The 14,724-nt window shown below is 65.4% G+C and carries 14 protein-coding genes; 3 read left to right on the forward strand and 11 right to left on the reverse strand.

Annotated elements, in window-relative coordinates:
- The 6 genes from GGQ89_RS15580 to GGQ89_RS15605 all read right to left on the reverse strand — a co-directional run bounded on the left by GGQ89_RS15580 (position 1) and on the right by GGQ89_RS15605 (position 9,266).
- Positions 1 to 1,092, reverse strand: a complete 1,092-nt coding sequence (locus GGQ89_RS15580; protein WP_240456468.1) for an efflux RND transporter periplasmic adaptor subunit — start codon at positions 1,090 to 1,092, stop codon at positions 1 to 3.
- 95 nt (positions 1,093 to 1,187) lie between these two features.
- Positions 1,188 to 2,249, reverse strand: a complete 1,062-nt coding sequence (locus GGQ89_RS15585) for a helix-turn-helix domain-containing protein (RefSeq protein WP_240456469.1) — start codon at positions 2,247 to 2,249, stop codon at positions 1,188 to 1,190.
- A 469-nt stretch (positions 2,250 to 2,718) separates the two neighbouring features.
- The gene (locus GGQ89_RS15590; protein WP_184106343.1) at positions 2,719 to 3,363 is read right to left on the reverse strand and encodes a TetR/AcrR family transcriptional regulator; all 645 of its coding nucleotides are present in this window, start codon (positions 3,361 to 3,363) and stop codon (positions 2,719 to 2,721) included.
- A gap of 5 nt (positions 3,364 to 3,368) precedes the next feature.
- Positions 3,369 to 4,871 carry an efflux transporter outer membrane subunit gene (locus GGQ89_RS15595; RefSeq protein WP_184106344.1) on the reverse strand — a complete coding sequence of 501 codons (1,503 nt, stop codon included), beginning with the start codon at positions 4,869 to 4,871 and terminating at the stop codon, positions 3,369 to 3,371.
- A gap of 3 nt (positions 4,872 to 4,874) precedes the next feature.
- Positions 4,875 to 8,063, reverse strand: a complete 3,189-nt coding sequence (locus GGQ89_RS15600; protein WP_184106345.1) for an efflux RND transporter permease subunit — start codon at positions 8,061 to 8,063, stop codon at positions 4,875 to 4,877.
- Positions 8,064 to 8,069: 6 nt separating this feature from the next.
- Complete coding sequence (locus GGQ89_RS15605) at positions 8,070 to 9,266, reverse strand: efflux RND transporter periplasmic adaptor subunit (RefSeq protein WP_156884223.1); 1,197 nt, start codon at positions 9,264 to 9,266, stop codon at positions 8,070 to 8,072.
- A 100-nt stretch (positions 9,267 to 9,366) separates the two neighbouring features.
- Here GGQ89_RS15605 and GGQ89_RS15610 point away from each other — a divergent pair, with 100 nt between their 5' ends.
- The 3 genes from GGQ89_RS15610 (at position 9,367) to GGQ89_RS15620 (ending at position 11,743) form a co-directional block, all read left to right on the forward strand.
- On the forward strand, positions 9,367 to 9,957 hold the full coding sequence (locus tag GGQ89_RS15610) for a TetR/AcrR family transcriptional regulator (protein ID WP_056439816.1): 591 nt from the start codon (positions 9,367 to 9,369) through the stop codon (positions 9,955 to 9,957).
- 605 nt (positions 9,958 to 10,562) lie between these two features.
- Positions 10,563 to 11,048 (forward strand): cell wall hydrolase, encoded by a 486-nt coding sequence (locus GGQ89_RS15615; RefSeq protein ID WP_168371585.1) that lies wholly within the window; start codon positions 10,563 to 10,565, stop codon positions 11,046 to 11,048.
- Positions 11,049 to 11,230: 182 nt separating this feature from the next.
- A complete protein-coding gene (locus GGQ89_RS15620; protein ID WP_184106346.1) occupies positions 11,231 to 11,743 on the forward strand; it encodes a Ros/MucR family transcriptional regulator in 513 nt (170 codons plus the stop codon).
- An 87-nt stretch (positions 11,744 to 11,830) separates the two neighbouring features.
- On the opposite strand, the gene GGQ89_RS15625 is transcribed toward GGQ89_RS15620, so the two are convergent.
- The 5 genes from GGQ89_RS15625 to GGQ89_RS15645 form a co-directional block, all read right to left on the reverse strand.
- Positions 11,831 to 12,160, reverse strand: coding sequence for a hypothetical protein (locus tag GGQ89_RS15625; protein WP_184106347.1), 330 nt, complete (start codon positions 12,158 to 12,160; stop codon positions 11,831 to 11,833).
- Positions 12,161 to 12,212: 52 nt separating this feature from the next.
- On the reverse strand, positions 12,213 to 12,470 hold the full coding sequence (locus GGQ89_RS15630) for a phage integrase central domain-containing protein (RefSeq protein WP_184106348.1): 258 nt from the start codon (positions 12,468 to 12,470) through the stop codon (positions 12,213 to 12,215).
- A 90-nt stretch (positions 12,471 to 12,560) separates the two neighbouring features.
- Positions 12,561 to 12,740, reverse strand: coding sequence for an Arm DNA-binding domain-containing protein (locus GGQ89_RS15635; protein ID WP_184106349.1), 180 nt, complete (start codon positions 12,738 to 12,740; stop codon positions 12,561 to 12,563).
- 215 nt (positions 12,741 to 12,955) lie between these two features.
- The gene (gene ribB, locus GGQ89_RS15640) at positions 12,956 to 14,080 is read right to left on the reverse strand and encodes a 3,4-dihydroxy-2-butanone-4-phosphate synthase (protein ID WP_184106350.1); all 1,125 of its coding nucleotides are present in this window, start codon (positions 14,078 to 14,080) and stop codon (positions 12,956 to 12,958) included.
- A 4-nt stretch (positions 14,081 to 14,084) separates the two neighbouring features.
- Positions 14,085 to 14,714, reverse strand: a complete 630-nt coding sequence (locus GGQ89_RS15645; protein WP_184106351.1) for a flavin reductase family protein — start codon at positions 14,712 to 14,714, stop codon at positions 14,085 to 14,087.
- Positions 14,715 to 14,724: the final 10 nt, after the last annotated feature.

Here is a 14,724-nt window from a genome sequence, read left to right on the forward strand (position 1 = left end):
TCAATGGAATCCCGGCTCGATACCGGCATCGACGACACTCTGCCCATCGACCAGCGTGTCGGCGGCGGTGGCGACGATCGACTGGCCGTCGCGCAAACCCGTGACCAGCGCATCCTGCCCGAGCCATGTGGCGATCCGCACCGGCTGGCGCCGGATGCGGCTGTCGGCCCGAAGCGTCCAGACATAAGGTCGGTCGCCCCGTTCCGCGATGGCGGACAGGGGAACGCGGATGGCCTGGTCCGGCATGGCCGTGCGCAGCGTGAGCGTGACCATGCTGTTATAGGGCGGCGGCGATCCCGTTCCGTTCAAAACGAAACGGGCATTGCGCAGGTGCAAGCCCGGGTCCCCTTCCGGCGAGACGAGGCGCAGCCGGGCGGTGAGCGCCGTGCCCCGGTCGGACATACGGACATCGGCCAGCATGCCCGACGGCAGGGAAAGAGCGGCCGGTGCGTGGATTTCGACCTCGGGCGGGCCGCTCGCCAGCTTCAGCACGGGGCCACCCGCATCGATGACGCTGCCCGGTTCGGCCAGCCTTGCGGTGACGATCCCGTCCTGCGGCGCGACCAGCACGGCGTCGGACAGCATGTCGCGACTGCGCCGGACCGCAGCGGCGGCGGCGGCGACCTTGGCCTCGGCGGCACGGGCCGTCAGCGCCCGCTGGCGGACCTCGGCACTCGACAACGCGCCGACCCCATCCAGCCCGCGCGAACGGTCAGCCGCATCTTGCGCCGCCCGTGCGTCGGCCCTTGCGGCGGCCAGCTCGGCCTCGGCCTGTGCCGCCCCGGCATTGGCCTCTGCCTTGCCCAGGCGACCCAGCACCTGTCCGGCGCGCACCATGTCGCCGACCTGGGCGGTCAGCGTCAGCAAACGTCCGGGCCGTTTGAACGCCAGCATCGTCTCGCGATAGGGCCGCACGACGCCGCTGAACTGGCGGAGCGTGCCGCCTGCGGCGTGGACGGGGACGATATCGACGATCGCCACGTTGCGATCGGGCTGACGCGGCGGCGGCGACGAGCAGGCGGTCAGGGTCATGCCCAGCGCGGACACGGGCGACAGGATAGCAAAGAGGTGACGGCGGCGAGGAAACGGCATGACGGCCCCCAGAAATCGGAATGGGCGCGCCATGGGGGGTGATGCGCCCCGCGCCTCCCCTATTTCCGATTTCGACCGATCGATTTCGGAATCGATCAGTCCATGGGGGGCGAAATCTCCAGATGGCGGCGGCGATAGGCGCTGGGCGTCTCGCCCTGCCGCGCCTTGAAGCTACGGTTGAAGACCGCCAGGCTGCCGAAGCCCGCATCCATCGCGATGGTCAGGATCGGCACCTGGGCCTGTTCGGGATCGGCGAGCGCGGCGCAGACCTCGGCCACGCGCAGGCCGTTCAGATAGTCGCTGATATTGCGATGCCCGAAGCGGCCGTTGACCAGCCGACGCACACGATATTCCGGCACGCCCAGCCGCATGGCGATCGCACCGATGGTCAGCTCCGGGTCGCGATACAGGCGCTCCTGCGTCATCGCCACGTCCAGGGCGCTGGCAAGCGGCTCGTCCGCATCGGGCATCGGGGCGGGATCGACGACCGCCGCCGGGGACGGTACGCCGACAGGCGGGGCGGATGCGAACATCTCCCGATGCCTCAGCCCGAATAGCAGCAACGCCAGGCCGAATGTCCCCATCAACATGCCGATCGTGCCGACGATACCGGCCAGCACAAAGCCGCCAAAGGCCCGCCCGACGATCTCCGCGCCGATCGTCCAGAGCACGACGATGGTGACGATGACGACAAAGGCCACCCGCGCCCGACGCCGCGCCTCGATCAGATCGCTGGCCCGGTTCGACCAGGCATGGCGCAGCGCATCGACGGTAAGCGCGATGCCCGCGACATAGAGCAGCCCGTCCAGCGCATGAAGCGGCGCGTGCGTCCCGCGCTCGCCGCCGATCACGGTCGCACTCAGACCGAGATAGCCCATCGCCAGGGCCAGTTCGGCGAGCCCAGGCCGGAAATCGTCATCGAACCAGGAGCGGGCGAACAGCCAGAAGAGCGGCAGGCTGGCCGATCCGCCGACCTGTAGCAACGTGGCGAGCCCGGCTCGGTCCTGCACGAAAGGCAGTCCCGCCACCTCCGCCAGCAGCGCGGCAAAGGCCAGGGCCGCGCCATAACGACCAGCACGGCTGGGCGCCTCGCTGAGGAAAAGCGCGATTGCCAGAGCCAGCAAGGTCGCAATGCCACCGTGCAACGAGGCTTCCATGAAGGGCAAGCGGTTCTCTCTTGGCCAGCGGTGATCGAGAGCCGAAAATGCAATCGGCGGGGCTGCTAGAAAACCGGAATTCCATGGTGTCAATGGGGGCTGCACCTGCCAAGCGCAGGGCCAAGCCAACGAGCCTGCCGCCGCTATCTGCGTTCAGCCATTCGGTCCCGGCAACTGGTGGATCGGGTCCACGATGAACCGATCTGGCTCTGACGTCCGGATCCTCGCGATATATTCGCAGGGCGGGCGCCCGCTAAGCGACTCGTGGCTGGCGAGCGGCTCGCAGATCGTGTCGAGGCGCATTTGGCGGGACTAGGCGGTGCGACGATCGCGGGGCTGACGTACCCGTCCCATTCGACATCCCGCCATTTCAACGAAAGAATCGCACCGTCAAACCGTGGGATCAAACACCTGGCTCCACGGAGCCGATCAGCGGCGTCGGTCAAGCGAGGGCGGCTTCGACATGCGATCACCCATGCAACAGGGGCAAACTCGCATCCCACTTGCGCAGGAACAGCGTCGCGCATTCCGCTTCGGACAGATCCTGCCAGTAGGCCTCTCGGCTGACCCCCTCGACGATATCGAGCAATATCCTCGCGACCGTCTCGGCGGACCGTTCGGACTGTTCGTCGGAGAGGACCGCCGTAACGTATCGCCGGTAAAAGGCGAAGTGCTTGTCGCGCCAGGAGCCGAGCCAATGGCGCACGGCGGTGTCCTCCAGCGCCTCCGCCATGAGGATCGTCATGCTCCGTTCGCGTACCCCGCCGTCCGGCTCGCACATGCGGCGGGACAGTTCCCTCAGGGCGAGGAAGGCGTCGTCGGGCAAATCTCGGGTCAGATTGGAATGGACCCTCGCCATCACCCGGTCCATCACGTCCATCAGGAGCTGAATCTTGCTCGACCAGCGGCGATAGACGGCCTGTTTGCTGACGCCGACCGACTGGGCGATCTGCTCGATCGAAATATCCAGCCCCTGTTCGACAAAGGCCGTGATCGCGGCCTCGACGACCAGATTGCCGATCTCCGCCGCCCGTTCGAGACTGGGGCGTCCGCGCGAGGCGACCGGCATGGCCGGGCCGCCATGGCGCGGGGACAAGGTGTCGGCGTCGCCCATATCGCCTAGTTCAGCCCACCGCCCAGTGAGCGGTACAGCTCCACCATGTTGCTCTCGCGGTTGAGGCGGGTGGTCACCAGCAACTGCTGCGCCGAATAGGCGGTGCGTTGGGAATCCAGCGTCGTCAGGAAGGATTCGACGCCCGTCCGATACCGCGCGTCGGAAATCTTCAGGGCGACGTTCGCCGCCTCGACGCGGGCCGTCTGCGCCGCGATCTGCTCGTCGATGGTGCCGCGCTGGGCCAAGGCGTCGGCGACCTCGCGGAACGCCGTCTGGACGGTCTTTTCATAGGTCGAGACGGCCGCCTGCTGCTGCGCGCGCGCGGCGTCCAGATTGCCCCGGATCCGCCCACCGTCGAACAGCGGCAGCGAGACCGACGGCGCACCGGTATAGGTGAAGCTGCCGCCCGCGAAGAGGCCGCTCAGCGCGGTGCTGATCGTCCCCAGGGTCGCGGTCAGCGAGATGCGCGGGAACATCGCCGCGCGCGCCGCGCCGATATTGGCGTTCTGCGCGATCAGCTGATGCTCGGCCTGCAACACATCGGGGCGGCGCAGCAGGATGTCGGAGGACAGGCCGGTGGGCAGCAAAGGCAAGGCGGCGTTCCCGTCGCCCAGACCCTGCGGCAACAGATCGCTCTGCACCGGCGCGCCGACCAGCAGGTCGAGGGCATTCTTGTCCTGCGCCACCCGCGTCTTGAGCACGGCGATGTCGTTGCGTGCGCCCTGATAGGTGGTTTCGGCCTGCCGCGCCTCAAGCTCGGAGGCGACGCCGATCCGGAACTGCGCCCGCGTCAGCTCCAGCGATTGCGCGAAGGATTTCAACGACTCCTGCGAAATGCGAAGCTGGTCCTGGTCCGAGGCGTAGGTCAGCCAGGCCGTCGCGATTTCGGCGATCAGGCTGATCCGGGTTGCGCGCTGGGCTTCCTCGGTCGCGAAATACTGTTCCAGCGCGGCGCGGTTGAGATTGCGGACGCGGCCGAACAGATCGAGCTCGAAGGCCGAGAAACCGACATTGGCCGAATAGAATTCCAGGTTCTGCGAGGAGGAGCCGACACCCGTGCCTAGGCCGGCGCCGGTTCCGCCGGTACCGGTACCGGTCCCCGCCCCCGCGCCGGTTCCGCCACCCGCCGCTCCACCCAGAGCGCCTGCGGCGCCCTGAATGTTGTTGGTATAGGTGCCCGAGCCAGACAGGTTGGTCGAGGGGACCAGGTCGGCGCGCTGGACCCGATATTGCGCGCGCGCCTGAAGCACATTGGCCGCCGCGACGCGTAGGTCCCGGTTATTCTCCAGCCCCAGCGCGATGGTGCGGCGCAGGCGATCGTCGGTGAAGAAGGACTGCCAGCCGATCCGGGTGACGTCCGGCGCATCCGACGCGGCGGCCGGATAGATGCCGTCCTGAGGCAAGGTCGCGGGGACCGCGCCCACCGGCCGGACATATTTGGGGGCAAGATTGCACCCGGCGAGCATCGTGGCCGCCAGCAGCGCGAGTGCGGATTTGGAACGGATCATGGATCAAACTCCCTGCGGCACGGACGGCATGTCGGGGTGACCATCGTCGTGGGGATGCGTATCGCCCTCGGCCTTGCGCTGCTTGCTGCGATCGAACAGCCGCATGACGACGACGAAGAACATCGGCACGAAGAAGATCGCCAGGATCGTCGCCGACAACATGCCGCCCACCACGGCGCGACCGATGGCATTCTGCCCCCCTGCCCCTGCGCCATTGGCGATGGCCAGCGGGAACACGCCGAACACGAAGGCCAGGCTGGTCATCAGGATCGGACGGAGGCGAAGCTTGGCAGCCTCGATCGCCGCATCGAACGCACTCAGCCCCTCGCGCATCTTCTCCTCGGCAAACTCCACGATCAGGATCGCGTTCTTCGCCGACACGCCGATCGTGGTGATCAGGCCGACCTGGAGATAGATGTCGTTGTTCAGTCCGGTCAGCATCGCGGCCAGCAGCGCACCGACGACGCCCAGCGGCACCACCAGCATGACCGAGATCGGCACCGACCAGCTTTCGTACAGCGCGGCAAGGCACAGGAAGACGATCAGCAGCGACAACCCATAGAGCGCAGGCGCCTGACCACCGGATAGCTGCTCCTCATAGCTGAGGCCGGTCCAGTCGAGCCGGGTGCCGGGCGGCAGCTTGGCCTGCATCTCCTCCATCGCCTTGATCGCGGCACCCGACGAGACGCCCGGCGCAGCCTGGCCCAGGATTTCCATCGAGGGCTGACCGTTATAGCGGGTCAGCTGCATCGGCCCCTGATGCCAGTCGAACGAGGAAAAGGCGGTGAACGGCGCCATCGTGCCCGTGGCCCCGCGCACATACAGGTCGCCGATATCCTCGGGCGCCATGCGATAGGCGGCATCGGCCTGGATATAGACGCGCTTCACCCGGCCGCGATCGATGAAGTCGTTCACATAGGAACCACCCCAGGCGGTCGCGATCGTGCTGTTGACGGTCGACAGGTCGAGGCCTAGCGCACGCGCCTTGTCCTGGTCGACATTGACCTTGAGCTGCGGCGCGTCGTCGAGCGCATTGGGGCGCACGCCGACCAGCGACTTGTTCTGCGACGCCATGCCGAGCAACATGTTGCGCGCGGCGAGCAGCTTGTCGTGTCCGATGCCGCCTTCGTCGACCAGCTGCATGTCGAAGCCGGTGGCGTTGCCCAGTTCCTGGACGGCGGGCGGGATGACCGCGAAGATCAGGCCGTCATTGTAACGGGCGAACGCCCCCATGGCGCGGCCGATGATCGCCTGCGCCTTGTTCTGCGCACCGGGGCGGTCCTTCCACTCCTTCATCGGGATGAAGGCGATACCGCTATTCTGGCCCTGGCCCGCAAAGCTGAAGCCGTTGATCGTGTAGACGCCGCGAATGGCATCGCCCGCATCGCTCAGGAAATGGTCGCGGACGAGGTCGAGGCCCTTCTGGGTCCGCGCCGTGGTCGCCCCCGGCGGGCCCTGAACCAGTGCGATCATCACGCCCTGATCCTCGTCGGGCAGGAAGCCGCTGGGCAGTCGCATGAACAGGAAGGCCATGCCGACGACGATCAGTGCATAGACGATCAGCGACCGCCCCCAGCGCCGCGCGGTCGAGCGGACGCCCTTTTCATAGCGGTCGCGCCCACGGTCGAACCGGTCGTTGAACCAGCGGAAGAAACGCGCCAGCGGACCATGGCCTTCGGCCTTGTTCGGATCGTGCGGCTTCAGGATGGTGGCGCACAGTGCGGGCGTCAGGATCAGCGCGACCGCGACCGACAGCACCATCGCCGACACGATGGTGATCGAGAACTGGCGATAGATGACGCCGGTCGACCCGCCGAAGAACGCCATCGGCAGGAACACGGCGGACAGCACCGCCGCGATGCCGATCAGCGCACCGGTGATCTCGTCCATCGACTTGCGCGCCGCTTCCTTGGGCGACAGATGCTCGGTGGTGATCAGCCGCTCGACATTCTCGACCACGACGATCGCGTCGTCGACCAATAGGCCGATGGCCAGCACCATGCCGAACAGGGTCAACGTGTTGATCGAATAGCCGAACGCCGCGAGCACCGCGAACGTCCCCGTCAGCACCACCGGCACCGCGATCGTCGGGATCAGCGTGGCGCGGAAATTCTGGAGGAACAGGAACATGACGAGGAAGACGAGCACGACCGCCTCGACCAGCGTTTCGATCACCTGCTCGATCGACAGCCGCACGAACGGCGAGGTGTCGTAGGGGAAGATGACCTTGACGTCCGACGGGAAGGTCTTGGCGAGTTCGTTCACCCGTTCCTTGACCGCGACGACGGTATCGAGTGCGTTGGCACCGGGGGCCAGCTTGATGCCGATGCCCGAGGCGGGCTTGCCGTTCCACTGTGCCGAGAAGGCGTAGTTTTCGGCCCCGATCGCGACGCGCGCGACATCGCCCAGTCGGACGATCGAACCGTCGGTGTTGCTCTTCAGGCGGATCTGGGCGAACTGCTCAGGGGAAGTCAGACGCGACGAGACCGAGACGGTCGCGTTGAGCATCTGCTCCTTGGGCGCGGGCTGCGCGCCGATCTGGCCCGCCGAGACCTGCGCGTTCTGCGCCGTGACCGCGTTGGTCACGTCCGCCATGGTCAGCGCATAGTTGTTGAGCTTGATCGGATCGACCCAGATGCGCATCGCATATTGCGACCCGAAGATCTGGGTATCGCCGACGCCGGTGACGCGCGACAGCGGATCGGAAATCCGCGAGGCGACGATGTCGGCCAGATCGTCCGCGTCATGCTTGCCGTTCTCGGAATAGAGGCCGACGAACAGCAGGAAATTCTGCGTTGCCTTGGCGACGATGATGCCCTGGCGCTGGACCTCCTGCGGCAGCAGCGGGGTCGCCGCCTGCAGCTTGTTCTGGACCTGCACCTGCGCGATGTCGGGATCGGTCCCCTGTTCGAAGGTCAACGTGATCGTCACGCTGCCCGCCGAGGACGACGAGGACGAGAAGTAGCGAAGGTGGTCGATCCCCTTCATCTGCTGCTCGATGATCTGGGTGGTGGTGTTCTCCAGCGTCTGGGCGTCTGCGCCCGGATAGTTGGCGGTGATCGAGACCGCGGGCGGCGCAATCGCCGGGAACTGCGCGATGGGCAGCGAGCGCAGGGACAAGAGCCCCGCGATGACGACCATCACCGCCAGCACATAGGCGAAGATCGGGCGATCGATGAAATAGCGTGACATGGCCGTTTACTTCGCCTGTGTCTGCGCCGAGCCCTGTTGCGGCTGCGCGGCCGCGGGCTTGGCGTTGGGATTCCACGGCTTGCCCTGCACCGGCATGCCCGGGCGCAGCATCATGCCGCCTTCGACGATGATCTTGTCCCCGGCCTTCAACCCGCTGGTGACCAGCCAGTTGTCGCCGACCGACCGCCCGGTCTGGAGCGTGCGCCCCTCGACCTTGTTGCCCGCGCCGATCACCATCACGGTCGCCTGGCCCTTTTCGTCACGGCTGACCGCACGCTGGGGCACCAGGAAGGCATTGGACTGCGTTCCCTCGACCAGCGAGGCGCGGGCGAACATGCCGGGCAGCAACAGCCCGTTGGGATTGGGGAACAATGCGCGGATCACCTGCGATCCGGTGGTCGGGTCGACGGTGACGTCGGCGAAGCGGAGCGTACCCTGCGGGCCATAGTCGCTGCCGTCCTCCAGCTTCAGCCGGACCCGGGCATTGCCGTCGCGGGTCAGCTGACCGCTCATGATCTGGCGCCGCAGCTTCAGCAGTTCGGCGCTCGGCTCCTGGATATCGACATAGATGGGGTCGATGCGCTGGATCGTGGCCAGCGCATCGGCCTGCGACGCGGACACCAGCGCACCGGTGGTGAACACCGAACGGCCGATCCGGCCGGTGATCGGCGCGCGGATGGTGGTGCGCGCCAGATCGATCTGCGCCGAGCGGAGCGCGGCCTGCTGCGCCGCGACGTCGGCACGCGCCTGCGCGGCGCTGGTCTGCGCGTTCTCATACTCCTGCCGGGCGATCGCGTTGATCTTGACCAGTTCGCCATAGCGGCGCGCCAGCGCGGCGCTCGACGCGATGCTCGCCTGCGCACGGGTCAGCGCGGCGCGGGCACTGGCGACCTGAGCTTGGTAGGGTGCCGGATCGATATGATATAGCGGCTGTCCCTGGCGGACCATGTCACCCTCGACGAACAGCCGCTGGGTGATCAGGCCGTTGACCTGGGGACGAACATCGGAGGTTTCGAATGCGGTGGTCCTGCCGGGCAATTCGGTCGTGAGGGTGACAGGCTGCTCGCTCGCCACCACATAACTGACCGGCGCCGGTCCCTGCGCCGCCTGCTGCTGCTGTTGCTTGCCACCGGCACCGCAAGCGGCCAGTGCGAGCAAGGCGGCAGATGCCAACACACGACCCATAAGCCGATTGGAAGACATATCATTTCCCGCTTGAAAAATTGTTTGAGAGCGATCACTCACAAACAGCGGAGTTAGGCCCGCCGATCGAGCGCGTCAACTGATTAGAAGAGGCCCCATTGTGACGAATATCGATTGCACTGCCCCCACGCGCGCAGACCTGCGCCGGAACACCATCAAGGAGGTCGCCCGTCGACTGTTCGTCGAAAACGGCTTTCATGCCACGGGGATAGCCGCAATCGCCAAGGAGTCCGGTGTCGCCGTGCAGCAGCTGTACCGCGACTTCCCCTCGAAGGAGGACATCATCGCCGCGATCGTGGCGGCGGACTGCGAACGGATCGCGGACCAGAACACGCTCAACACCGCGCTGACCAACCGCGACCGGGCCGGGATCATCAGCTGGCTGGTCTCGACGCCCTGCCGCAAGGACGAATGCGGCGATCGGCTGTTCCTGGAGATTGCGGCGGAGGCGGCGCGTAACGAACGGATCCGGGCGATCTTCCTCGACGTGCGCGCCCAGGCCTTCGAGAATATCAGTCGCGCCTTCGCCGGATTGATGGGCAGCGACGTGGTGGAGGACGAACACCGCACCTTGGCTCAGGCCTTCATGATCATCTCGCTCGGTTCGGTCTGCGCACGGACGCTTCATCAGGAAGAGGTAAAGCCCGCCAGCGACAAGTTGATCGACTGTCTGATCGAAGGCGCGAAATAGGATCACGCCGATCCGGGGCGTTCGGTCGGGGCGGAAGGCATGCCGTGGGTCCGTCCGTCAGCCCCCGTTGTTGCGAGCATCGCGATCTGATTCAAGCTCTGCGAGTAAACTGGGGTAAGCGACCTGCCTTGGCGACCGGCTGCGCATGTCGGGCGGCTGATTTCCCTCTTTTCCCGGTGAGTTCCAGCGAGCCTTCGTGAACGACCGGGACTGGGGCAATTTTGCCGTTCGCCACCGACATATTGAACGGCAGACCTGGTTTAGAGCAGACGCGCTATCTCACTGCCAACACCACTGCCACGCAGCGGCTTCGTACAGTGAAGCAGGTTCGCTCCTTTGCCAGCATTCTTTGCCGCCGGAGCTTGGTGGTTTATTGAGCGCAGCGAGTGTGATCTACGCTGCTTTGGGCCGCTCGCTGCGCTAGCATGTCGGTGATGGCATCCCGACGAACCCTATATGCCTCCAGGAGCCGCCATGCTCGGCGCGATGTTGCCGCGGAGCGCTGGCTGTTGCTGCTTATTGTCGTGGCAGCCGTCGCAATCGCCGCTGGCCTTCTGGATACGGTCGGCACTGCTCCGAAGACGAGGCCGCCCAGGACGATGACGATGGCGCAGGCACGCGCCTCGAACGCCAGGGTACCCATCGTTGCTGCCGCGCGGGTCCGCGCAAAGCCCTATCGCTTTGGAGGCGGCTCCGCCGAGCGCGCGCAAGCCGTCGACTGCCTGGCCACCGCAGCCCTCTATGAAGTAGGTGATGACCCGCGAGGACAACGTGCCGTCATTCAGGTCATTCTCAACCGCGCGCGTGCACCTGGTTTTCCGCGCACCATTTGCGGCGTCGTCTACCAGGGTTTCGACCGGACCACGGGCTGCCAATTCTCGTTTACCTGCGATGGCTCGATCAAGCGGCGCACGAGACATTTCGGATGGTCTGCGGCGCGACGCGTGGCGAGAGAAGCACTTGCAGGCCATGTCTTTGCGGATGTGGGCCGCGCGACGCATTATCACGCCGACTGGATGGTGCCGTATTGGCGGGACACAATGATCAAGGTGGCGAAAGTCGACACCCACCTTTTCTATGTACGCCTCTAAGTGGTTTAATTATCTCTGCCTCGCTCCGCGCTAGAGCGCATCAACACATCGGTCGAAACAATTAGTCCCTTGACGCCATATCGTTATTGCTGCTGCAAGGCCGTCGCTGTGACATGGCCGTTTACGGTTCTTCGGAACCGCGCAGCGTTTTAACTCTCCTGCCACTCCCATCTGGATTGACCATGGCTGACGAAACCATCACTGATACCGCGCATGCGGTCGAACTCGCCACCGAACTGACCATTGCCTGGCTGGGCAATCCCAACACGCGCATCGATGCCGAGCAGGTCCCGGCTTTTCTGGGCAGCATGCACAGCGCCATCCTGAAGCTGGCCGGCGGCAGCGAGACGGTGGCAACGGATGCCGTAGACACCACCGAATACACCCCTGCGGTGTCAGTGCGGAAGTCGCTGGCCTCGAAGGACCACATCATCTCGATGATCGACGGCAAGCCCTATAAGACGCTGCGTCGTCACCTCGCGACCAACGGTCTGACGCCCGAGCAGTATCGCGAGCGCTATAATTTGAAGGCTGACTATCCGATGGTGTCCGAAACCTATTCGGAAAGCCGCCGGGCGATGGCCAAGAAGATCGGCCTTGGTCGCAAGCCGGGCACCAAGGTCGCGAGCGCAGCCAAGCCGAAGGGCGTGAAGGCCGCCAAGAGCGCCGCGGCAGCGCATCTGTCGGGCGAATAACCGGTCAGGCAGGGCTGGCTTCGACCAACCAGCCCTGCCCGCTACTTTCGGTGACGCCCGAGGCCTCATCAGCCACTGCCGCCACGGCTATGTCACTTTGGATAAACCTGGCCCAGTCCTCGAGCATGCGCTGACGCGGAGAAATATAGAGCGCAGCGTCATAGGCCCCCTCACCTCGTCGCGTTCGAGCGCCATCTTCATGCGCTGAGCCTGCACCCGCCAGAGCGGCGCAGGCCCGTCGAGATCTTCGAACTCCTCCCAACGAGCATGACGCGTCTCGTTGGTCCGCGCCCAGGTCAGCAGCGTGAACAACAGCGCCGCCCGGGTCGTCGCGCGACGCCGTGGCGTCTCCTCGCCATCATAGCCTTCAATCGCCCGGATGAGCGTCGGCAACTCGCTGCGGCCAATAAGCGCCATATGCCGGTTACGCGGTTTGGGCTTGAGCAACTGCCCAAGATGCTCGGCGGGATCACGCTCGGCCCAGCCATGCGCGATGGCAAACGGTAGACCTGGCTGATATGCTGCTTGAGGCGGCGAGCGAACCACGCGCCTCGACGCGCAGCACTATCGCCAGCACATCGGTCGGTGTGATGACGGACAACCCAAGCTTGCCAAGCACCGGAAAGGTATCGCGCTTGAGCCGAGTGAACAGCCGGGTGGCATGCCCGGCATCAAGCGCGTCAAGGCGGTCGCCATGCCATTTGCGCGCCGCTTCCTTGAAGGTCATCTGCGCCCTGGGCTTGTTGGCGGCACCTGGGTCACCCCCCTCGCCCAGCACCACTCGGACCTTGGCGCGGCGCAGCCGCACCTCTGCCAGCTAGACCGCGGGATAGGCGCCAAAGCTCAGGAGCTTTTCCTTGCCGCCATAGCGGTACTTCATCTGCCACTGCTTGAAGCCGTTGGGGCGGACGAGAAGATAGAGGCCTTCGCCATCGGTCAGTTTATAATCTTTTGCCCGCTTCGTGGCGTAGCGGACTTCGAGCTCCTTGAGGGCCATGGGGGTATATCCTGCCGAGGCAGCGATGAAAGCCCCTGAACGAGGGCTAATTTGCACAAAAACAGGCACAAAAAACCCAGCGGGATGCCCGGGGCGGTTGTGGTATCGGAAAATATGGTCGCGGGGGCAGGATTTGGCCGCTGCAGAACGCGCATTCGGATTTCTGGCATCGACTGGTTCTGCCCAGGACTAGCAAAGCCCGGATCGGCTGCGGATTAGCAGATCGCACGTTCGCCGACGATCTTAAGACCATAGCCCTCCAGCGCGATCAGCGTGTGATGACTGTTGGTCAGCAGCACGATGTCCTCCACGCCGAGTTCGGTGAGGATCATCGCGCCGACGCCGTAATCGCGCAGTTCTTCCATGTCGGGGATCGGCGCGCCGCTGCGTGCATGGATCGCCAGCGTCAGGCCGTCGGAGCGGGGCCGGTCGATCACGACGACGACCCCTGCCCCCTCCTCCGCGATGATCCGCATCGACTTGGCGAGCAGCCCGGCGCGTGGTCCGGTTTCGCCGAACATGTCGGTAAAGGGCGACAGCGAGTGCATACGCACCAAAGTCGGTTTGTCGGGCTGAACCTGCCCCTTGACCAGTGCGACCTGTTCGCTGCCCGTCGCCTTGTTCCAGAAGGTCATGACCCGCCATGCGCCACCCCATTCGCTCTCGAACACCGTCTCCGCGCGTTTTTCGACAAGGTGATCGTGACGGCGGCGATAGGCGATCAGGTCGCGGATCGTGCCGATCTTCAGGTTATGGAGCTGCGCGAAGGAGACGAGGTCATCCATGCGCGCCATCGTCCCATCCTCGTTCATGATCTCGCAGATCACACCCGAGGGGTTCAGCCCGGCGAGGCGGGAGACGTCGACCGCCGCCTCGGTATGGCCCGCCCGCACCAGCACGCCGCCTTCGCGCGCGATCAGCGGAAAGACATGGCCCGGCGTCACGATCGAGGCGGCGTCATGGTTCGCATCGATCGCCACCGCGATGGTCCGCGCGCGGTCGGCCGCAGAGATGCCGGTGGTGACGCCCTCACGCGCCTCGATCGACACGGTAAAGGCGGTTTCGTGGCGGGTGCCGTTGGTCTTGGTCATCGGCCCGATACCCAGCTGCTCGACCCGCGCCCTGGTCATCGCCAGGCAGACCAGCCCGCGTCCGTGCCGCGCCATGAAGTTGATCGCGTCGGGGGTCGCCATCTGCGCCGGGATGACCAGATCGCCCTCATTCTCGCGATCCTCGTCATCGACCAGGATGAACATACGGCCGTTGCGGGCCTCGTCGATGATTTCTTGCGGGGTAGAGAGAAAGGCGTGGCAGACGGGCGCCAGTTCACATGTTTCCATGGACCTACTCCTTGACCAAAATGGGAAGCGCGGGGCGAAGCATCTCGAACTTGTCGCTTTGACGGCCATACCAACCCGCCCCGTGCAGCCGGGAAATCAGGTTCATCGCGCTGATATCGAAGTGCAACCGCGTGGCATCGGTCACGAAGGCGTCGGCAATATGGGCATGGACGATCTCGGCCAGCACTGCGATCTGATTGGGGCCGGTTTCGATGATGTGCCGCGCCCGACATTCGAAGCCGACCGGCGCGCTGGCGATGCGGGGGGCCGCGACGGCGACGCCCGGCACCATGTCCAGGCCGACCAGCGCGCCCTCATCGACGCCCGCCGGATGGTCGATGCTGGTGTGGTTCATGCGTTCGGCATGGGCTTCGTCGACCAGATGGACGATGAAATTGCCCGTCTCACGGATATTCGCGGCGGTGTCCTTCGTGCCCTTGGTGGGATGCGCGACCAAGCCCAGCACGATCATCGGCGGGTCGTTCCCGATGGCGTTGAAGAAGCTGTAGGGCGCGAGGTTGGGCACGCCCCCGGCCGACACGCTGGACACCCAGGCGATCGGCCGGGGCGTGATGCAGGCCCCGATGATCTTGTACCGGCTGGCGGCATCCAGCGTCCGCATGTCGACCTGCATCGCGGCCGCT

The organism is Sphingomonas yabuuchiae (assembly GCF_014199595.1).
Classification (GTDB): domain Bacteria; phylum Pseudomonadota; class Alphaproteobacteria; order Sphingomonadales; family Sphingomonadaceae; genus Sphingomonas; species Sphingomonas yabuuchiae.